Annotated in this window: 16 protein-coding genes and 4 other RNA genes; 11 read left to right on the top strand and 9 right to left on the bottom strand. The window is 64.6% G+C overall.

Annotated elements, in window-relative coordinates; all coding sequences use genetic code 11:
- Positions 1–59 precede the first annotated feature (59 nt).
- Both ACCQ01_RS20055 and ACCQ01_RS20060 read left to right on the top strand, forming a co-directional pair.
- Entirely contained in the window at positions 60–725 is a 666-nt protein-coding gene (locus tag ACCQ01_RS20055) for a hypothetical protein (RefSeq protein ID WP_228433119.1), read from the top strand.
- A gap of 51 nt (positions 726–776) precedes the next feature.
- Positions 777–2,639, top strand: coding sequence for a C40 family peptidase (locus tag ACCQ01_RS20060; protein WP_323370331.1), 1,863 nt, complete (start codon positions 777–779; stop codon positions 2,637–2,639).
- A gap of 191 nt (positions 2,640–2,830) precedes the next feature.
- On the opposite strand, the gene ACCQ01_RS20065 is transcribed toward ACCQ01_RS20060, so the two are convergent.
- Positions 2,831–2,905: non-coding RNA, sX9 sRNA (locus ACCQ01_RS20065), on the bottom strand.
- A 320-nt stretch (positions 2,906–3,225) separates the two neighbouring features.
- Between ACCQ01_RS20065 and ACCQ01_RS20070 the strand changes: the two genes are divergently transcribed.
- On the top strand, positions 3,226–4,821 hold the full coding sequence (locus tag ACCQ01_RS20070) for a M4 family metallopeptidase (protein ID WP_228433107.1): 1,596 nt from the start codon (positions 3,226–3,228) through the stop codon (positions 4,819–4,821).
- A gap of 3 nt (positions 4,822–4,824) precedes the next feature.
- Here ACCQ01_RS20070 and ACCQ01_RS20075 read toward each other — a convergent pair.
- A non-coding RNA gene (locus tag ACCQ01_RS20075) (sX9 sRNA) lies at positions 4,825–4,899 on the bottom strand.
- Positions 4,900–5,215: 316 nt separating this feature from the next.
- Between ACCQ01_RS20075 and ACCQ01_RS20080 the strand changes: the two genes are divergently transcribed.
- A complete protein-coding gene (locus ACCQ01_RS20080) occupies positions 5,216–5,701 on the top strand; it encodes an Mpo1 family 2-hydroxy fatty acid dioxygenase (protein ID WP_042597335.1) in 486 nt (161 codons plus the stop codon).
- Between the two features lie 47 nt (positions 5,702–5,748).
- Here the strand turns inward: ACCQ01_RS20080 and ACCQ01_RS20085 are convergent, their stop codons facing one another.
- Complete coding sequence (locus tag ACCQ01_RS20085; protein ID WP_223646884.1) at positions 5,749–6,651, bottom strand: NAD-dependent epimerase/dehydratase family protein; 903 nt, start codon at positions 6,649–6,651, stop codon at positions 5,749–5,751.
- A gap of 164 nt (positions 6,652–6,815) precedes the next feature.
- Here ACCQ01_RS20085 and ACCQ01_RS20090 point away from each other — a divergent pair, with 164 nt between their 5' ends.
- Genes ACCQ01_RS20090 through ACCQ01_RS20115 form a run of 6 tightly spaced genes read left to right on the top strand, consistent with a single transcriptional unit; the run spans position 6,816 to position 12,777 of the window.
- Entirely contained in the window at positions 6,816–9,644 is a 2,829-nt protein-coding gene (locus ACCQ01_RS20090) for a monovalent cation/H+ antiporter subunit A (protein WP_228433106.1), read from the top strand.
- On the top strand, positions 9,644–10,018 hold the full coding sequence (locus ACCQ01_RS20095) for a Na+/H+ antiporter subunit C (protein ID WP_005990640.1): 375 nt from the start codon (positions 9,644–9,646) through the stop codon (positions 10,016–10,018). The genes ACCQ01_RS20090 and ACCQ01_RS20095 overlap by 1 nt, the downstream gene beginning before the upstream one ends.
- On the top strand, positions 10,015–11,574 hold the full coding sequence (locus tag ACCQ01_RS20100) for a monovalent cation/H+ antiporter subunit D (RefSeq protein ID WP_228433105.1): 1,560 nt from the start codon (positions 10,015–10,017) through the stop codon (positions 11,572–11,574). The genes ACCQ01_RS20095 and ACCQ01_RS20100 overlap by 4 nt, the downstream gene beginning before the upstream one ends.
- Positions 11,571–12,077 carry a Na+/H+ antiporter subunit E gene (locus tag ACCQ01_RS20105; protein ID WP_228433104.1) on the top strand — a complete coding sequence of 169 codons (507 nt, stop codon included), beginning with the start codon at positions 11,571–11,573 and terminating at the stop codon, positions 12,075–12,077. The genes ACCQ01_RS20100 and ACCQ01_RS20105 overlap by 4 nt, the downstream gene beginning before the upstream one ends.
- Positions 12,074–12,358 carry a K+/H+ antiporter subunit F gene (locus ACCQ01_RS20110; protein WP_011035695.1) on the top strand — a complete coding sequence of 95 codons (285 nt, stop codon included), beginning with the start codon at positions 12,074–12,076 and terminating at the stop codon, positions 12,356–12,358. Before ACCQ01_RS20105 ends, ACCQ01_RS20110 begins: the two co-directional genes overlap by 4 nt.
- Positions 12,355–12,777 (top strand): Na+/H+ antiporter subunit G, encoded by a 423-nt coding sequence (locus ACCQ01_RS20115; RefSeq protein WP_076053420.1) that lies wholly within the window; start codon positions 12,355–12,357, stop codon positions 12,775–12,777. The genes ACCQ01_RS20110 and ACCQ01_RS20115 overlap by 4 nt, the downstream gene beginning before the upstream one ends.
- A gap of 111 nt (positions 12,778–12,888) precedes the next feature.
- On the opposite strand, the gene ACCQ01_RS20120 is transcribed toward ACCQ01_RS20115, so the two are convergent.
- Positions 12,889–13,515 (bottom strand): lectin, encoded by a 627-nt coding sequence (locus tag ACCQ01_RS20120; RefSeq protein ID WP_228433117.1) that lies wholly within the window; start codon positions 13,513–13,515, stop codon positions 12,889–12,891.
- A gap of 215 nt (positions 13,516–13,730) precedes the next feature.
- On the opposite strand from ACCQ01_RS20120, the gene ACCQ01_RS20125 reads away from it, so the two are divergent.
- A complete protein-coding gene (locus tag ACCQ01_RS20125; protein WP_228433103.1) occupies positions 13,731–14,321 on the top strand; it encodes a hypothetical protein in 591 nt (196 codons plus the stop codon).
- 96 nt (positions 14,322–14,417) lie between these two features.
- Here the strand turns inward: ACCQ01_RS20125 and ACCQ01_RS20130 are convergent.
- From ACCQ01_RS20130 to hppD, 5 genes are all read right to left on the bottom strand, one after another.
- A non-coding RNA gene (locus ACCQ01_RS20130) (sX9 sRNA) lies at positions 14,418–14,494 on the bottom strand.
- A gap of 307 nt (positions 14,495–14,801) precedes the next feature.
- Positions 14,802–14,876: non-coding RNA, sX9 sRNA (locus ACCQ01_RS20135), on the bottom strand.
- Positions 14,877–15,014: 138 nt separating this feature from the next.
- A complete protein-coding gene (hmgA, locus tag ACCQ01_RS20140) occupies positions 15,015–16,319 on the bottom strand; it encodes a homogentisate 1,2-dioxygenase (RefSeq protein WP_228433102.1) in 1,305 nt (434 codons plus the stop codon).
- A gap of 99 nt (positions 16,320–16,418) precedes the next feature.
- A complete protein-coding gene (locus ACCQ01_RS20145) occupies positions 16,419–16,811 on the bottom strand; it encodes an endonuclease domain-containing protein (protein ID WP_228433101.1) in 393 nt (130 codons plus the stop codon).
- Positions 16,812–17,088: 277 nt separating this feature from the next.
- Complete coding sequence (hppD, locus tag ACCQ01_RS20150) at positions 17,089–18,204, bottom strand: 4-hydroxyphenylpyruvate dioxygenase (protein ID WP_228433100.1); 1,116 nt, start codon at positions 18,202–18,204, stop codon at positions 17,089–17,091.
- Between the last annotated feature and the right edge of the window lie 12 nt (positions 18,205–18,216).

An 18,216-nucleotide genomic window follows, 5' to 3' on the forward strand; every position in this document is an offset into this window, starting at 1 on the left:
ATCCATTTATTCCACTAAGCTCGCCGCGATGGCGTGCTCTCTTGCCCAACGAGGTCGCAATGGCTCGGTCAAGTCACCTCTTCCGCATGCTGCCTCCCTTCCGCAGTGTGGTAATTCCCGGTTTATTGCTCGCACTGAGCGCCTGCACCGCCGGCGAGTCTGCTGCCCCTGCCGCTCCCGCTGCAGTAGCACCTGAGCAAACCAGCAAACCCGCAGCGCCGGCGGCCAACGACAAGCTTGGCGCGCTGATACAGGCCACCGGTGTCACGTGCACGGATATCAAAACCGCAAAAGGATGCACAGCAGGCAATCTCGACAGCGGCGACTTTTATGATGTGGAGCTTTCACCCGATTGTGGCGATGAGGGATTTTTTGCCGGCGTAGCCCAGGCGAAGGGAGTTGATTTATTGGATGCGGTGCCCGCCACCGGCAGCAACACAACGACGACAGCAAACTTAGCAAAAGGCCAGCTTGTCTGCGTCCAGGCAATCGGCCGCGCAGGACAGAACCCGCTTTATTACTACGTTGCCGCAATTCCAGCGGACACCATTGCCAAGTGCAAGAACAACGTATTGTGTAAAACCTATGGCGACAGGCCGATCAAGCAGATCAAGCCTGCAAGTGGCGAGAGCTGCCACGCAGAAGCACCAGGACAGTACGTTGGAAATTGTGCACAAGGATGGGTGAGTGCGGATGCACTCGATGTATTTTCGAACGGATTGTGAGCCGTCTAATCCGTATCAGGTTCGACCAACCAACCAGCAAAGGAACAGCTCATGTCGGATCCAAAAATTACCCGTGTGGTCAGTAGCGTAGGCACGACACGTACGCTGGAAATGGACGATGGCAGCATCATCACGCGCTCTGGAGGCACCGTATCGTGGCGCAACAACAATCCCGGCAACCTCAAATTTGAATTCGCCGGAAGTGCCGATACGACTGTCCATAACCCACGTACCCGTGAGCAGGCACTCGATGCCGCTCAGAACCGTTACCAGGGTGTGGTTGGCCTGGACCAGTGGGGCAATGCTGTCTTCGAAAGCTACGAGGCCGGCCGCGCAGCCAAAATTCAGCTCCTAGAGCGTCGCTTCGCAGAAAAGACCGTCGAGGAGATGCTGCCCAGTTATTCAACCGCCGACTACAGTGGCAAAACCCACCACAAGGAGCAGGCGGCCGCGATTTTTGCCGAGGGCGATCGACACGGCGTGGACTTGCGCGAGAAAACTGTTGGGCAGATGAGTGTCCGCGAACGCGAGGTACTTGCAGATGGAATTCGGCGTTTTGAGGGCTGGCGCGCAGGCGAGGTAGCGACCGTCCAGCAACCCTCGCACACACAGGCACCAGCACCAGTGCAAACGCAATCACCCGCTGCACAGGCGGGGAACACGCCTGTGGCCGGCCAGGTGGCAGCAGCTGCCGGTGGTGCGGCCGTTTATAACGAGGCGTATCAGCACTTCCTCGGCGGAAGTCAGAAGTATGAGTATGGGCGTCCAGACAACCCGCGCCCCGGTCGAGATAGCAGCCGGCTAGAGCGTGACGCCGACGGAGATGGACGGCGGGGAGTGGATTGCTCAGCTTTCGTCTGGCGGGGACTCAAAAATGCTGGGTACGATGTGCCCGGAGAGAATGCGGCTGCCTTCACGACCGCCAAGCTGTTCAGCGGCACCAACATCACGCCCTATGCGCGCGAGCATTTCGACGTCACGTCTGCCGCAGAGGCGCGCAAACCGAATGGATCGTTGCAGCAGGGCGACATTTTGATGTTCTCGTCGTCGCAGGGCCAGCATGTCGGCATTTTCAAAGGCTACGACGCAAAGGGGAATATCCAGTTCATCGGCTCCCAGGGCAGCACGGGGCCGGCCGAAGTCACCATCACTCCCGGCGGCTACTGGGATGGCAGCGGTACGCGTATCGTTGGTGCGTTGACTCCCAAACCCGAATTCCAGGTCCGTGCACCACTCCATGGCACGACTGAACCCACCGCTGCGCGCACTCAGACACCTGCGAATGTGTCGCAAATTCACCAGGGCACGGGTGATGCCACCGCTCAGCACCTACTCAAGCACGGGACCCGCGGGGACGAAGTGCAATCGCTGCAGCAGGGCCTGAATCGTCTTGGTGTACGCGACGCACAGGGCAACCGGCTTGCTGAGGACGGGCGCTTTGGCGACAACACGCGCGAGGCGGTGATGGCGTTCCAGAAGCAGCATGGACTGCAGCAGGACGGTGTCGTCGGCCGTGATACGCGGGCCGCGTTGTCTGCGCCTGCGGCCAAAGCGGTCGATGCCCCGGCCGCTGCGCCCAAGGGTCCGTCGCTTAACGATGCCTCGCATCCGGACCATGCGTTGCACAACGCAATCCGCAGCAAGCTGCCAAGCATGATCTCTAATGAGACTGCTGCCAACGTCACTTTGCAGGCCAAGCAGAATGGCATCGACAGCGCAGATAAACTGCAGAACGTGACGGTGCAGGACGGCAAGGCGTTCGTGATGGGCACCACGCCGGGGTTCCGTGCGGCGGTGGATCTGAACCAGCCTGCCCCGTCATTGGAGCAGACCAGCGCGCAGCTTCTGGCTGGCCAGTCGCAACAACAACAGGCGCACGAAGAGCAGCAAAAGGTCGCCATCGGCGGTCGCTGAGTTCACGATGCACGAAAGAGCCGGCCGGCCTGTCTGGCCGGCTTTTTTGTATCTGCCGTTTACCTGGCGCAGCTTCATGCACTCGGGTAGAAGCGAGACGTCACACATTTGAATATTTGAATCCGCGGGGCCGCGTCATTCACTGTGATTGTCTGCCGCACGACGCGCACGTCGGCGCTTCCACTAAGAGCGGCTAACAAAACGTAGCGAGCAGTCGTCAGGTGGGTGCGGACGGCGCGGAGGAACCGGAGTGTACGTGGGTACATGAGGATTCCGAGCACCGGCCGCGCCCGCCTGGCGGCTGCGCAGTAGTTTTGATAGCTGCTCTAAACCTGCTGAACGCGACAAGAGGTTGCGCGGATGCAGTCGTGCGGGAGCCTTACGCGCAACGGGACAGGCACATCTCTGCGATGCGGTCCGCAGCGCAAAGTGGCCCACCGCACAGAACGCAATACCTCTGTAACTTTTACTACTGTCCAGTTCGGGACTGTGCAAGCGTAGCTACCGGCACCATAGGTGTCATCGGCGACCGGCTATCGGGGGGGCAGCCGGTCTTTGCATTGCACGTTTTCTGGAGAGAGTCGTCATGCAATTCCATGTACTGGGCGCGGCAATTTGCTGCGCGCTATCGTTTTCTGCTGTCGCTACTGCGGCTGATTTGTCGACCACTGCGGCGGTATCGCGCGCGCAGTCCCTGCTGGGAAACAACGCCGCAGCGCTGGTCAATCGTGCGCCGGCCGATGCCTTCATCGCGCGCGACAGTATCGTCGATGCCGATGGCACCGAGCATGTGCGTTTTGACCGCACGTATCAGGGCTTGCCGGTGATCGGTGGCGATGTGGTGGTGCATTCGCGGCGCGGGGTGATGCGCGAGTTGAGCCAGACCATGGCCACCACGCTACGCCCGGCCACGGTGCCCGGCATCGATGCGGCGACCGCTGTGCGCGTGGCCGGCACGCGCTTCGATGTGGCGCCCGATGCCGCACCGCGTGCAAGCCTGGCGCTGTACGCGCGCCAAGGCACGCCGCGCCTGGTGTATGAAGTGATCTACAGCGGCATCAAACCCGATCAGACGCCTACCGAAATGCATTACATCGTCGATGCGGTGGATCAACGCATTCTCGAGTCGTGGGACACGGTGCATACCGCCTGCGCCGGTGGGACCAGCGCGGCCGGCACCGGGCGCGCGCTGTATGCCGGTAGCGTGGCGTTGTCGACCACGCGTTGCAGCAGCGGGTATGAGCTGACCGATCTGAGTCGCGGGGGCGGTGCCACCTACACCATGCGCAACAGCACCTCCGGCAACGGCACGTTGGTCACCGACGCCGATAATGCATGGGGCAGCGGCGCCAACAGCGATACGGTGACAACAGCGGTGGATGCGCATTACGGCGTGGCGTTGACATGGGACTACTATCGCACCGCGCATGCACGCAGCGGCATCGCCAACGACGGCGCCGGTGCACGCAGTCGCGTGCATTACGGAAGCCGCTACAACAACGCCTTCTGGTCGGATAGCTGTTTTTGCATGACCTTCGGCGATGGCGATGGCAGCGCATTTACACCCTTGGTGTCGGTGGATGTGGCCGGCCATGAGATGACTCATGGCGTGACCAGCCGGACAGCGCGATTGGTGTATTCCGGCGAATCCGGCGGCTTGAACGAAGCGACCTCCGACATCATGGGCGCGATGGTGGAGTACTCCGCCAACAACAGCGCGCAGCCGGGCAATTACCTGATCGGCGAGAAGATCGTGCCCCGCAACACCACCGGCACGCTGGCGCTGCGCTACATGTTCAAGCCGAGCCTGGATGGCGATTCACCGGACTGCTACAGCAGCAGCCTGGGCTCGCTCGACGTGCATTACAGCTCCGGTGTGGCCAACCATTTCTATTACCTGTTGGCCGAAGGTGCGGTGGTGCCGAGTGGCTTCGGTGCAGGCACCAGCTGGAATGTGACGCCGGCCGGCTTGGTCTGCAACGGCAACACGGCATTGACCGCGATCGGCAGGGCGGCGGCCAGCCGCATCTGGTATCGCGCGCTCACTGTCTACATGACCTCGTCCACCAACTACGCCGCGGCACGGCGCGCCACGCTCAGCGCGGCGACCGACCTGTATGGCAGCACCTCCAGCCAGTACCGGGCGGTGGCTGCGGCCTGGAGTGCGGTCTCGGTCAACTAGAGCGGCTAACAAAACGGAGCAAGCAGTCGTCAGGTGGGTGCGGACGGCGCGGAGGAACCGGCGTGTACGTGGGGACATGCCGATTTCGCGCACCGGCCGCGCCCGCCTGGCGGCGGCGCAGTCGTTTTGATCGCTGCTCCAGGTCTGGCTGCGGGCCGTGGTCCGCAGTGGGCCAGGCCGGTGCGCGAGAACCGGCGTGGATGCAACGGACGACGCCGCTGGAACCACCACCCTCGCCCGCCTGGCGGGCAATCGCCGATGCGTAGAGCGTGATACGCAACACAGGCAACCTGCCACGCGCTGGTGCGTGGTAGGTCCTGTTCCCGGCAGCTGCCCCGCAAGCGCCACTGCGGCCATCCGCGCGCGTATGCTTGGGCCATTCCTGGGAGGGAACATGACCGAACGCACCACGACCGCGCGCCCGCTCGAGCGCTATTTCGCCAGTTATTCCGACGACCACCGCAATGCGACCAACCAGCAGATCCACGTGCTGGCGGTGCCGGCGATCCTGTGGTCGGTGGTGGCCTTGCTGTGGTGCATCCCGGTGGGCGGGACCTGGTTCAGCAGCGGCGTGTGGGCGGCGCTGGCAATGTTCGCCGCGTGGTCGTATTACAACCGGCTGTCGCGGCCGCTTGGCCTGGGCATGTTGGCGATCTTTTTCTTTTTCGGCTGTCTGTGCCGGCTGATCGAAGGCCGACTGGGCCTGGGCGGCCTGTTCACGCTGGCGGTGACGGTGTTCGTGCTGGCGTGGATCGCGCAGTTTGTCGGCCACAAGATCGAAGGCCGCAAGCCGAGCTTTCTGACCGACCTGACCTATTTGCTGATCGGACCGCTGTGGGTGCTCGCGAAGTTGTATCGCCACCTGGGTTGGCGGTTCTGATCTTTGGGTTCCCCGAGTCAGCGATACCGCGCTGACGCCAACGCAGGCTACTCGCCGATGCCCAGCTCTTCCGGCAGCGGGCGGAACGCACGCGGTGCATAGCCGAAGTCGCGCCGCGCCGGCTCCAGGTCGAACACCAGGTCATCGCGCATGCGCTGCAACGCGGCGGTATTCATGCTGCGCAGCCGGCCCAGGCGTTGCGCGGTGGTGAGCGCCAGACCGAACAGCGAAGGCGGCACCTGATACAACCGTGCCGGCCGCGGCAAGGCCTCCAGCACGCGTTCCACCATCTGCGTGTAGGCCAGCACTTCGCCACCGCCCACCGCATAGCTGCGCTGATGCGTGGCCGGCTGGGCGACCACCGCCAATGCCGCGCTGGCGAGATCGTCCACATGCACCGGCTGGCGCAGCCCGGTGGCATTGGCCGGCAACACGAAGGCGCCCGTGCGCCTGGCCAGCCCGGCAATCTGGGTCAGCGTGCGGTCGCGGCCGGCGCCGTAGACCAGGGTGGGGCGCAGCACGGTGGCCGCGGCGCCACGCGCCTTGGCGGCGGAGAACAGCGCTTGTTCGGCATTGGCCAGCCGCTGGGCGACATCGCGCTCGGCGGCATCGATCGAATGTTCCTTGACCTCCACGCTGGTGGAACCGAACGCGACAATGCGCGGCGTGCTCACTGCGTTGGTCTCGTACCAGTGCGCGAAGTGATCCAGCGGGCCGCAGCTAAAGATCACCTCGAAACTCTCGCCCGCCACCGCCGGTGCCGCCAGGTCACCTTGGCGCCAGATGAGTCCTGCGCGTGCGGCGCGCGGCGCGCGCGACCAGGCGGTGACCTGCCAGCCACGCCCCAGCAGGCGGGTGAGCAGGCGTTCGCCGATCTGGCCACTGCCGCCGAAGACCAGGGCACGGGGTGCAGCGGCGGCGACGGAAGGAGCGGGATTGGCAGCAGTCACAAGTTACGCAGGCGGTGGCGATAGCGTCAGCATACCCAGTGCAACGCGGCGGTGCGACGGCACATCCTGTCGTTTTCCCGACAGGCGCGCGCTCACCTTGACGCCGGCGTCAGTCAACGGTTTGTTAAGCTCTCTGGCCTGCTCGCGAATCTCGTGTTCCCTGCATGCCTGCACCGTTGGAAATTCTGCTCGCGCTGCCGTTCCTGATGGCGGCCGCCGTGGCGCTGTCGTGGCGCACCTCCCGTTCGATCACTGCGTGGTTGGCTGCGGCCGCGCCGTTGGCCGGCCTGGGCATCCTGGCACTGCTGACACCGGCGGTGCTGCGCGGGGAAATCATCCGCAGCGAACATGCCTGGTTACCGCAGATCGGGCTGCTGTTCTCGCTGCGCATGGACGGGCTGGCCTGGATGTTCGCGCTGCTGGTGCTGGCGATCGGCGCGCTGGTGGTGATGTATGCGCATTACTACCTGAGTGCACGCGATAGCGCCTCGCGCTTCTTCGCGTATTTGTTGCTGTTCATGGGCGCGATGCTGGGCATGGTGCTGTCGGGCAACCTGCTGCTGCTGATGGTGTTCTGGGAACTCACCAGCCTCAGTTCCTTCCTGCTGATCGGCTTCTGGTCGCATCGCAAGGATGCGCGCGAAGGCGCACGCATGGCGTTGGTGCTCACCGCCGGCGGCGGCCTGGCGCTGCTGGGCGGGGTGCTGCTGATCGGCCGCATCGTTGGCAGTTTTCAGCTGGATGCGGTGCTGGCCTCGGGTGATCTGATCCGTGCAAGCCCGCTGTACCTGTATGCGCTGGTGCTGGTGCTGCTGGGCATCTTTACCAAGAGCGCGCAGTTTCCGTTCCACTTCTGGTTGCCGCATGCGATGGCCGCGCCCACACCGGTGTCGGCGTATCTGCATTCGGCCACGATGGTCAAAGCCGGCGTGTTCCTGCTGGCGCGCCTGCACCCGGCGCTGGCCGGCACCGACCTGTTTCTGTACACGGTGACCAGCATCGGCGCGATCACCGTGCTGCTGGGCGCATGGCATGCGATTTTTCAGCACGACCTCAAGGGCGTGCTGGCGTATTCGACCATCTCGCACCTGGGCCTGATCACCATGCTGTTCGGCCTGTCCACGCCGATGGCGGTGGTGGCCGGCGTGTTCCACATCCTCAACCACGCGGTGTTCAAGGCCTCGCTGTTCATGGCCGCCGGCATCATCGACCACGAAACCGGCACGCGCGACATGCGCAAGCTGGGCAACCTGCGTCGCCTGATGCCGTTCACCAGCGCACTGGCGATCACCGCATCGCTGGCGATGGCCGGCATTCCGCTGCTCAACGGGTTCCTCTCAAAGGAAATGTTCTTCGCCGTGGCGCTGGAGGCCGAAGGCCCGCAGCTGCTGCGCCTGCTCGCCAGCGGCGCGGCGTTGATGGCCGGCCTGCTCGGCGTGGCCTACAGCCTGCGCTTTGTGCACGACACCTTCTTCGGCCAGGGCCCGCGCGACCTGGACCGCACCCCGCACGAGCCGCCGCGCTGGATGAAGATTCCGGTGGAAGTGCTGGTGCTGACCTGCGTGGCGGTGGGCATCGTGCCGGCCTGGACGGTGGCCCCGGTGCTGCGTGCCGGTGCCAGCGCGATCCTGGGCGAGCGCCTGCCCGATTACAGCCTGGCGCTGTGGCACGGGTTGAACTGGCCGCTGGCGATGAGCATCGCCGGCGTGGTGGGGGGCGTGCTGCTGTACATGGCACTGCGCAAGCTGCTGGATCTGTACGCGATCGAAAACCGCTCACCGGGCAAGGCCTTGTTCAACTGGAATCTGCGGGCGCTGTTCGCCGCCTCCGCACGCGCCACCGATGCGATCACCAACGGCAACCTGCAGCGCATGTTGATGCTGCTGGTGCTCAGTGCGGTGGTGGTGGCGCTGGTGCCGTTCCTGCAGGGCGGCGCGTTGCGACCGTGGCCGACACCGGCGCCCATGCCGTTGCTGGGCTGGGCGTTGTGGCTGCTGATGCTGGCCTGCGCGCTGGGCAGCCTGTTCCTGTACCGGCAGCGGTTGCTGGCGGTGCTGGTGCTGGGCGGCACCGGGTTGGCGGTGAGCCTGACCTTCGTGTTCCTGTCTGCACCGGACCTGGCACTGACGCAGTTGCTGGTGGAGATGGTGACGCTGGTGCTGATGCTGCTGGCGATGAACTACCTGCCGGAAACCTCGCACCCGGAACGCGCGCCGCTGCGTAAAGTCCGCGATGCCTGCATTGCCGTCGTTGCCGGCGGTGGCCTGGCGGCACTGGCGTACACGTTGATGACCCAGCCCAGCCCGACCATTGCCGGCGAGATGCTGCAGCGCGCCTTGCCGGAGGCGTATGGGCGCAACGTGGTCAACGTGATCCTGGTGGACTTCCGCGGCTTCGATACGTTTGGCGAGATCACCGTGTTCGCCATCGCCGGGCTGGTGGTGCACGCGCTGCTGCGGCGCTCGCGCATGGCGCCGGAACGCACCATGCCCGGCCCGGCGATCAAGCTGCCGGTGCCGGCGGATCTGGCGCAGATCATGTTCCCGCTGACGCTCACGGTGTCGCTGTTCCTGTTCCTGCGCGGCCACAACGCGCCCGGCGGCGGCTTCATTGCCGGCCTGGTGCTGGCGGTGCCGTTGCTGATGCAGTACGTGATCCAGGGCGCGGCGTCGGTGGAGTCGCGCTTCGGGTTCGACTACATCCGCCTGATCGGCATCGGGCTGCTGTGCGCACTGCTCAGTGGCGCCGGCTCGCTGCTGTTCGGCCGGCCGTTCCTCACCAGCGGGCACGCCGAGATTCCGCTGGGATGGCTGGGCGAGCTGGAGCTGGCCAGCGCGTTGGGGTTCGATACCGGCGTGTATCTGGTGGTGTTCGGTGCGGCGATGTTGATGCTGTCGATGATGGGCACGATCAAACCCTCGCGTACCCGCGACTCGCATCGCGGCGAGATCGATCCCACCCAGCGTTCGACGCGCACTGCGGAGCAGCATTGATGGAACTGGCACTGGCAAGCGCGATCGGCGTGCTCACCGCCCTGGCGATCTACCTGCTGCTGCGTGCGCGCAGTTTCGATGTGATCCTGGGGCTCACCTTCCTGTCGTATGCGACCAACCTGCTGATCTTCGCCGGTGGGCGCCTGCGCAGCGGGCAGCCGCCCGTGCTGCGCGACGGCATTGCCGCCGACCTGAGCCAGCACACCGACCCGCTGCCGCAGGCGCTGGTGCTCACCGCGATCGTGATTGCCTTTGCGATGACCGCGGTAAGCCTGGTGCTGGCGATCCGCAGCCGCAGCGACAACGGCAGCGACCACGTGGATGCGCACGAAGATGCGGATACCGGCGAAGACACGCGTGAGGCGCGCCGATGAACCATCTGCTGATCCTGCCGATCCTGATCCCGATGCTTGGCGCGTCGGCGTCGTTGTTTGTCGAACACCGCCGCTATGGCCCGCGTGTGCAGCGCGCCGTGGCCTGGACCAGCATGGCCCTGCTGGCGGTGGCAGTGGTCGCCCTGTTCGCCCGCGCTGCGCACGGCGAGGTGCTGGTGTACCTGCTGGGCGACTGGCCGGCGCGGCTGGGCATCGTACTGATGGGCGACCGGCTGGCCGCGTGGATGCTGATGACCACGCTGGTGCTGGGCGCGGCCTGCCTGCTGCACGCCTGCGCCGGCTGGGACCGCCGTGCGCCGCATTTCCATGCGCTGTTCCAGTTCCAGCTGATGGGCTTGAACGGGGCATTTCTGACCGGCGATATCTTCAATCTGTTCGTGTTCTTCGAGGTGATGCTGATCGCCTCCTACGGCCTGCTGCTCAGCGGCGGGCGCGGGTTGCAGATGCGCATCGGCCTGCACTACGTGGTGTTCAACGTCTGCGCCTCCACGCTGTTCCTGATTGCGCTGGGGCTGTTGTTCGGTTTGTTCGGCACGCTCAACATGGCCGAGCTGTCGCAGCGCATCGCCACCCTGCCCGCAGCGGACGTGCCGCTGGCGAAGGCCACCCTGGGATTGTTGTTGCTGGTGTTCTGCAGCAAGGCCGCACTGCTGCCGCTGTACCTGTGGCTGCCGGAAACCTATTCGCGCGCGCCGGCCTCGGTGGCGGCCTTGTTCGCCATCATGACCAAGGTAGGCCTGTACGCGGTGCTGCGGGTGTCGTCGCTGTGGTTCGGTGCCGGCGCAGGCGCATTGCACGGCTTCGGCCGGCACGCGCTGTTGTGGCTGGGCATCGGCACGCTGGTGATGGCGGCCTTCGGCGTGATGGCGGCATCGCGGCTGCGGGTGATGGTGTCGTACCTGGTGGTGTTTTCGGCGGCGACGTTGTTCATCGCCTTCTCGCTGGACGATGCACGTGCGCTGGGCGCCGGCCTGTATTACCTGCCGCATAGCTGCTTCGTGGCGGCGGCGTTGTTCATGGTGTCGGACCTGATCCGCCGGCGCCGTGGTCGCGCCAGCGATCGCAAGGAAGTGGTTGCCCCACTGCCTGGGCGGGCGATTCCTGGCGCGATGTTCATGATTGCGGCCGTTGCCGTGGCTGGCCTGCCACCGCTGTCCGGGTTCCTGGCCAAGGCCGCGCTACTGCAGCATGTGCCCGGCGATCTGGTGGCCCCGGTGTGGGGCGCGGTGCTGGGCAGCAGCCTGCTGGTGGTGATCGGCCTCACGCGTGCAGGCGTGCGCCTGTTCTGGCGCGTGCCCGAGGCGGTGGAAGAAGCAGTCGAGGACGACGCACCTGAGCGCTTGCCGCAACGGCGCGCGCGCATGCGCCCAGTGGAAACCGCCGCCACGATCATCCTGTTGAGCGGCCTTGTGGCGATGACGATCGGTGCCGGCCCGTTAATGCACTACACCGATGCGGCCGGTGCGCAGCTGCGTGGCCCCGGCGCGTATCTGGAACAGGTGCGCGGGACCACGCCGCAACGGAGGCAGCCATGAGCGCACAGGTGTCCTGGCAACGCCGGCTGTTTCCCTCGCGCCCGTTGAGCGTGATGGTGTTTCTGTTCTGGCTGCTGCTCAGCGATAGCTTTGGGCCGCAGCAGTGGGTGCTCGGCCTGCTGCTCGGCTGGGCGGTACCGATCTTCGCCGCGCGGCTGGACCGTGAGTTCGCGCGCATCGGCTCGTTGCGTTCGGTACCGCGCATGCTGCTGGTGGCCGCTGTCGATATCGTGCGCTCCAACATCAAGGTGGCGCTGCAGGTGCTGGGGCCGGAATCGCGTATCCACCCCGGCTTTATCTGGGTGCCGCTGGACATCGAGAATATCCACGGCATCGCCGCGCTCACCAGCATGATCACGTTGACGCCGGGCACGGTGTCGGCGGCGCTGTCAGACGACCGCAAATATTTGCTCGTGCATGTGCTGCATCTGGATGACCCGGATGCGCTGATCGCCGAGATCAAGTCACGCTATGAAATGCCCCTGATGGAGATCTTTCCATGACCGGCCATACCTTCATCGAAACGACCATCGTCGTGTGCATGCATGCGGTGGCGCTGGCCATGCTGATGTCGCTCTGGCGGCTGCTGCGCGGGCCCACCGTGCCGGACCGCATCCTGGCACTGGACACGCTCTCCATCACCGCCATTGCCGAGCTGATGTTGCTGGGCATGTACCTGGATTCGCCGATTTACTTCGAGGCCGCCTTGGTGATCGCCATGCTGGGCTTCGGCAGCACGGTGGTGCTCAGCAAGTACGTGCTGCGCCGGGATATCGTCGAATGATCGCGCTCACCGAATATCTGCTCAGCGCATTGCTGCTGGTGGGCACCTTCTTCATCCTGATCGGCGCGTTCGGGCTGGTGAAGTTGTCGGACTTCTTCAAGCGCCTGCATGCGCCCACCAAGGCCAGCACGCTGGGCGTGGGCTGCGTGCTGCTGGGCTCGGTCGGTTATCACCTGTTCCTGGGCGTGGACCCGCAACCGCGAGAGTTGCTGATCACCGTGTTCCTGTTCATCACCGCGCCGATCAGCGCGCACATGATGGCCAAGGCCGCGCTGTCGCTGATGATGGAAGACCGCCCGGAAGTCCCCAACCACGGCGACATGCAAAAAGAAGGGCTGCCGCCGGCGCAAGGCGATGTGGGCGAGAACATGGAAACTACGCCGGACCGGTCGACGTCGGAGCACAATTCCAGCGGTTGATGGGTTGACTGGTCAGCACTCCGGTTGTCCCGCGGTGCTACGTTCGATGCGGGTTTGGTCATTGAACGCAGGCGACACTGACGCACAGCACCGCGCGCTGCGCTGCCCGGATCAGCCGCAGCCTTCCACGTAATCCACCTGCGGCGCCACACCCACGCGCCAACTGGTCACCTTGCCGTCGGCATCGGTGTCGAACACCAGCGCGCTTTGCGATTGCGCGTCGGCATGCCGCAGGCTCAGCGCACCGGGGATGTACTTGTGCGGTTGTTCCGTCAGGCCATCGGGATACAGCGCGCGCAACTCGGCAGCCGTCATGCCCACCCGCCCGCCACCGGGCGCCACTTCCTTGGGCTCGTTGGTCTGGTAACGCACCAGCCGGTCGCCCTCGAACATGAAACCGAAGCGGCGCGCGTCGTCGGCCCACTGCGGGCGCAACAGGTAGCAACCGCCATCGGCCGCTGCATCGCCGCGTAAGGCACCGCCCCAGGCCGCACGCGCCTGCGCGGCGTCCATGCCCAGGCGCACGTCGCCATAGCCATCCAGGCGCGCCAATGCGGCCGGGTCCTGACGCAGGCGTGGCGGCAGGCTGCCCGGCGGCGCGGTGGCCGGCGGAACGTCGCCGCGCGGTTGGTCCGCCTCGGCGGCGGGCGCGGCCGGCAGGCTGGACGCAGCGGCGTCATCCGCGGCCGGGGTTTCAGCGGTGCGGCTGCAGCCGGTGGCCAATGCCGCGAACGCGATCACTGCAATCAGTCTGGATGTCATGCCTGCACTCCCCACCAAGTCGCCATCAGCCTACACAGTGCGCATCGCGGCCATGTGCAGGCGTTGCGTGTTCGGGGCGTGGCAGGTGCGCGGCTTGGGGTGTTCACGACGCCTGCCGTCATGCGGTCGCGCCGATGTCATCGTCGCTTCATTGGCGACAGTCACCCTGGCGGCTTCGCAGGACCGCCGCCATGTACCCACGCAAGACCGATCTCGCCCTGACCGCGCTGCAATCCCATCGCAGCCCGCTGACCTTGCTGCAGCGCCGTGCACTGATCCTGGCCGATGGCCAGCGCGATCTGGACACCCTGGCGGCGCTGCTGGGCGGCGAGGCCGCCACGCTGGTGCAGACCCTGTGTGCGCTGGGCTATCTGCACCTGGGCGCAGGCGTGGCGACCAACGCGGCGCCTCCCTCCCCCCCCGCAGCACCTTCAGCACCGAGCGACGCCGAGCCAGCAGCACCGTTGCTGAGCGAAGAAGAACAACAACGGCAGCGGCGGCGCGCGACCACCAACGCACGCCTGTATCTGCTGGATATCCTGCAGTTGCAGCGCAACCCGGTCGCGGTCCTGCTGCACCGTCGCCTGCAGGCCGCACGCAGCGACAACGAGATTCATGCCGCCATTACCGAGGCGCAGCAGGCTTTGCCGCAATTCACCTCAGCCAGCTATGCCGAACGCGTGCGTGCGCGCATTGCGGAGTTGCTGCCTGACACACTGGGTGAAGCGACTGCAGCGGCTGCGGAATCAGTCGTGCGCCATGCGGATAACGCATCGGTTTAGTTGAAGCGGCGATGGGTAGCACGACGCATGTGCTTGGAAGCGAATGCGGTGGCTGCAATCGACTTACGGCATAGCATCAAGATGCTGGCTTAGAGCAGCTAACAAAACGTAGCGAGCAGTTGTTGTCAGGTGGGTGCGGCCGGCACGGAGGAACCGGAGTGTGAGGGGTACATGCCGATTCCGAGCACCGGCCGCGCCCGCCTGGCGGCTGTGCAGTCGTTTTGATAGCTGCTCTTAGCTCAACGCCAGCTGGTCACGCGATGCAACTGATGAAACGTAAGCTCCTGATGAGCTGCGTTGCTGCCGATGCTGTCGCTATGCAGCTGGCGATGAACCCGATGGATCCGACGTAAACCTAGCCACCGGGCGTCGTCCGCGTTTTGCATTTGGTCGCTGGTTAACCGCCCATATCCCTCAGCAAAAATCGCAACGGCCATCGAGGATGCTTCGGAACGCTTGTGCTGTTGCGAGACTTAGAGCGGCTAACAAAACGTAGCGAGCAGCCGTCAGGTGGGTGCGGGCGGCGCGGAGGAACCGGAATGTACGTGGGTACATGAGGATTCCGAGCACCGGCCGCGCCCGCCTGGCGGCTGCGCAGTAGTTTTGATAGCTGCTCTTAGGGTTAATGCGCAACAGCGTGCAGCGTCATGAGGCACCGCTCAACACCACACTATTGCGCCGTCGCTACCGCACTCAGCTAGCCGGCGGCGCCTGAAATGCATTGCGCAACCCCGCCCAGCACTGCTGATAATCGCCCTGCCGATGCGGTGCCTGCAGCGCTTGCGCGGTGGGGCGCAGCACGGCGCGGGTTTCGAACATGAAGGCCATCGTCTCGGTGATGACGTCCGGCCGCGACAGGTCCGCTTGCGAGGCCTTGTCGAAGGTGGCGGCATCCGGGCCGTGGCCGCTCATGCAGTTGTGCAGCGACGCACCGCCCGGCGCGAAGCCGTCGGCCTTGGCGTCGTACACGCCGTGCACCAGCCCCATGAACTCGCTGGCCACATTGCGGTGGAACCACGGTGGGCGGAAGGTGTTCTGCGCCACCAGCCAGCGCGGCGGGAAGATTGCGAAATCCATGTTGGCCGTGCCGTGCGTGTCGCTGGGCGAGGTCAGCACCGTAAAAATACTCGGGTCCGGATGATCGAAGCTGATCGAGCCGATGGTATTGAAACGGCGCAGGTCGTAGCGGTACGGCGCGTAGTTGCCATGCCAGGCCACCACGTCCAGTGGCGAATGGCCGATGTCCGCACGCCACAGGTGGCCCTGGAATTTGGCCACCAGTTCAAAGCGGCCTTCGCGTTGCTCGAAGGCCGCACACGGGGTTTCGAAGTCGCGCGGATTCGCCAGGCCATTACTACCGATCGGCCCCAGGTCGGGCAGGCGCAGCAAGCCACCGAAGTTTTCGCAGACATAGCCGCGCGCGGTGTCGTCGCGTAGCTCGATGCGGAAGCGCACGCCGCGCGGAATCACCCCGATCTGCTGCGGCTCCAGCTCGAGCATGCCGAGCTCGGTGTGCACCCGCAGCCGGCCCAGCTGCGGCACCAGCAGCAGCTCCCCATCGGCGTTATAGAAGAAGCGATCGTGCATGGAGGCATTGGCCGCATACAGATGCACGGCCACGCCATTCATTGCTTCGGAGCTACCATTCCCGGCCATGGTGTACAGGCCATCGATGAAATCGGTGGGTGTCTGCGGCAACGGCAGCGGGCTCCAGCGCAACTGGTCCGGCGGCACCGGTCCGTGGCCGAAATCGTTGTGGAACTGCGACTGCTCGATCAGCGAGAACGTCCCGTGCACCGCAGCAGGACGCATGCGGTACAGCCAACTGCGCCGATTTTCGCTACGCGGCGCGGTGAACGCAGTGCCCGACAACTGCTCGGCATACTGCCCGTGCGCCACCCGCTGCGGCGAGTTCTGGCCGACTGGCAAGGTATCGGCTACCGCCTCGCTGGCGAATTCATTGCCGAAGCCGGTCATGTAACGCTGGTCATTGTGCATGGGTGCGTCCGGATGTTGACCCGCCCTCCACGACAGCAGAAGGGTGGGATCGAGTTGGATCAAGCCGCTCTTACCGAAAAAGAGCTCAAGCCTGGCGGATCAAGCCCCTCTCCCGTCGGGAGAGGGGTTGGGGTGAGGGTACGGCGGCGCAACGACATGACAGATCGCCTCGACCACCGCATCCAGCGAAAGCAGTACATCGTTGTTCCAGAACCGCAGCACTGTCCAACCCTGCGATCGCAGCCACTGCGTTCTTGCCTGATCGCTGGATGCTTGGTGCTGCGATCCATCCAGCTCAATAATCAATGCTGCATCGATACAACAAAAATCTGCGATGTACGGCGGAATCGGATGCTGACGCCTGAACTTGAGACCTTGCAGCGGGTTGCTGCGTAGACAGCGCCAAAGTGCGCGCTCTGCGTCTGTCATCCCCGTGCGTAACGCACGCGCGTTGGTGAGTGCAGCAGTGGGTAATGGTGGTTTGATGTTCATCGCTCCACCGTACCCTCACCCCAACCCCTCTCCCGCAGGGAGAGGGGCTTTGACTACGTGCGTCTTCGTTGCTGTGTGTTGTCAGAAAAACGCCTTGCCTGGTCGTGCTTGATCGCGGCCACTTGCCGCTCGCTTCGTCGGATCTGTACCGGAACCACATCCGACATCACGGGCAGCCAGGCGCGGCACCGCAACAATCTGCACCACTCAAAACCGCACCGAAGCAATTAATGGCAGCAACCACAAATCCCGAGTAGCGAATCACCCATCCCGGCCCTCAAAGCACCCCACGCTTCATCTGATCGCGCTCGATGCTTTCGAACAAGGCCTGGAAGTTGCCTTCGCCGAAGCCTTCATTGCCCTTGCGCTGGATGATCTCGAAGAAGATCGGGCCGATGCAGTTGGTGGTGAAGATCTGCAGCAATTTGCGCTGCTTGGTGTCCACGTCGGCGTCGATCAGGATCTTGTTGCGACGCAGGCGCTCGACGTCTTCACCATGATCCGGAATGCGTAGGTCCACCACGTCGAAATAGGTGTCCGGCGTGTCCAGGAATGTGACGCCGGCAGCGCGCATCCGTTCCACCGAGGTGTAGATGTCGTCGGTGAAGCAGGCGATGTGCTGGATGCCTTCGCCCTGATAAGCGTCCAGGTATTCGTTGATCTGGCTCTTCGGGTCGGAGGACTCATTGAGCGGAATGCGCACGATGCCGTCCGGGGCAGTCATCGCCTTGGACACCAGGCCGGTCTTGGCGCCCTTGATGTCGAAGTAGCGGATCTCGCGGAAGTTGAACAGCCGCTCGTAGTAATCCGACCACTGCTGCATGTTGCCGAAGTACAGGTTGTGGGTCAGGTGGTCGATGAAGGTGAGCCCGAAGCCGGCCGGATGCTGGTCGGCGCCTTCGATTGCCTCGTAGTCGGCGTCGTAGATGCTCCCCGCCTCGCCGTAGCGGTCCACCAGGTACAGCATGCAATCGCCAATGCCCTTGACCACCGGCGCCGGCACCGCGCGCGTGTCGGGCTTGTTCTGCACGGCTTCGCCGCCGTTGCCGAGCACGGTCCGCAGCACGGTATCGGCCGGGGTGCGGAAGCGGATCGCAAAGCCGCAGGCACACGGGCCGTGCGCGGCGGCGAAATCGGTCGCGAACGAATCCGGGTCTTCGTTGAGCAGGAAGTTCACCCCGCCCTGGCGATACACCGTGATCGGGCGGCTGCGGTGGCGCAGCACCGCGGTGAAGCCCATCTTGCGGAAATAGTCGTGCAGTTGCGCGGCCTGGCCGGCAGGGGCGGCGAATTCGACGAATTCGAACCCATCGATCCCCATCGGATTTTCGAAGGTGGTGACCTGCATGCCCGGGTCTGGGCGCGTTGCAGTGGTGTTCGGTTGTGCGCTCATCGTCGTTTCTCC

The sequence above is a fragment of the Xanthomonas sp. NCPPB 4037 genome (assembly GCF_041475695.2).
Lineage (GTDB): Bacteria > Pseudomonadota > Gammaproteobacteria > Xanthomonadales > Xanthomonadaceae > Xanthomonas > Xanthomonas campestris.

What these genes read in the sequence shown, in the direction of transcription:
- ACCQ01_RS20055 (WP_228433119.1), top strand. Translation starts at nt 60, where the DNA reads ATGGCTCGGTCAAGTCACCTCTTCCGCATGCTGCCTCCCTTCCGCAGT.
- ACCQ01_RS20060 (WP_323370331.1), top strand. Translation starts at nt 777, where the DNA reads ATGTCGGATCCAAAAATTACCCGTGTGGTCAGTAGCGTAGGCACGACA.
- ACCQ01_RS20070 (WP_228433107.1), top strand. Translation starts at nt 3,226, where the DNA reads ATGCAATTCCATGTACTGGGCGCGGCAATTTGCTGCGCGCTATCGTTT.
- ACCQ01_RS20080 (WP_042597335.1), top strand. Translation starts at nt 5,216, where the DNA reads ATGACCGAACGCACCACGACCGCGCGCCCGCTCGAGCGCTATTTCGCC.
- ACCQ01_RS20090 (WP_228433106.1), top strand. Translation starts at nt 6,816, where the DNA reads ATGCCTGCACCGTTGGAAATTCTGCTCGCGCTGCCGTTCCTGATGGCG.
- ACCQ01_RS20095 (WP_005990640.1), top strand. Translation starts at nt 9,644, where the DNA reads ATGGAACTGGCACTGGCAAGCGCGATCGGCGTGCTCACCGCCCTGGCG.
- ACCQ01_RS20100 (WP_228433105.1), top strand. Translation starts at nt 10,015, where the DNA reads ATGAACCATCTGCTGATCCTGCCGATCCTGATCCCGATGCTTGGCGCG.
- ACCQ01_RS20105 (WP_228433104.1), top strand. Translation starts at nt 11,571, where the DNA reads ATGAGCGCACAGGTGTCCTGGCAACGCCGGCTGTTTCCCTCGCGCCCG.
- ACCQ01_RS20110 (WP_011035695.1), top strand. Translation starts at nt 12,074, where the DNA reads ATGACCGGCCATACCTTCATCGAAACGACCATCGTCGTGTGCATGCAT.
- ACCQ01_RS20115 (WP_076053420.1), top strand. Translation starts at nt 12,355, where the DNA reads ATGATCGCGCTCACCGAATATCTGCTCAGCGCATTGCTGCTGGTGGGC.
- ACCQ01_RS20125 (WP_228433103.1), top strand. Translation starts at nt 13,731, where the DNA reads ATGTACCCACGCAAGACCGATCTCGCCCTGACCGCGCTGCAATCCCAT.
- hmgA (WP_228433102.1), bottom strand. Translation starts at nt 16,319, where the DNA reads ATGCACAATGACCAGCGTTACATGACCGGCTTCGGCAATGAATTCGCC.
- ACCQ01_RS20145 (WP_228433101.1), bottom strand. Translation starts at nt 16,811, where the DNA reads ATGAACATCAAACCACCATTACCCACTGCTGCACTCACCAACGCGCGT.
- hppD (WP_228433100.1), bottom strand. Translation starts at nt 18,204, where the DNA reads ATGAGCGCACAACCGAACACCACTGCAACGCGCCCAGACCCGGGCATG.